The sequence below is a fragment of the Ruegeria spongiae genome, from assembly GCF_023502395.1.
Lineage (GTDB): Bacteria > Pseudomonadota > Alphaproteobacteria > Rhodobacterales > Rhodobacteraceae > Ruegeria_C > Ruegeria_C spongiae.
In genome coordinates this window covers 1-477 of the sequence record NZ_JAMFMB010000100.1, presented here as the reverse complement: position 1 = coordinate 477, position 477 = coordinate 1, and the positions used below count along the sequence as shown (strand labels likewise).

Sequence of the window (477 nt, the reverse complement as noted above, 5' to 3'; positions counted from 1 at the left end):
ACAAGACAACACGGCCGAACCAGCTCTGGCAGACCGACTTTACCTATTTGAAGGTGATCGGCTGGGGATGGTTCTATCTCAGCACGATCCTGGACGATTACAGCCGATACATCATCGCCTGGAAGCTTTGTACGACGATGAAGACCGTGGATGTGACCGACACACTGGACCTCGCCTTACAAGCCTCAGGCTGTGATCAGGCAACGGTGCTGCACAAACCGCGCCTGCTCAGCGACAACGGGTCCAGCTACATCTCTGGTGAGCTTGCCGAATGGCTGGAAGATCAGAAAATGGATCATGTCCGAGGCGCGCCATATCACCCGCAGACCCAAGGCAAGATCGAGCGCTGGCACCAGACTCTCAAGAACCGTATCTTATTGGAAAACTACTATCTGCCCGGTGACCTTCAGCAGCAGATCGATGCTTTCGTCGACCACTACAATCACCGGCGCTACCACGAAAGCTTACAAAACCTCA

Annotated in this window: 1 protein-coding gene; it reads left to right on the top strand. The window is 54.1% G+C overall.

What is annotated here, in order from left to right; translation table 11 throughout:
- The coding region (locus M3P21_RS22430) for a DDE-type integrase/transposase/recombinase (protein ID WP_249713728.1) at window positions 1–477 on the top strand (477 nt) is incomplete at both ends.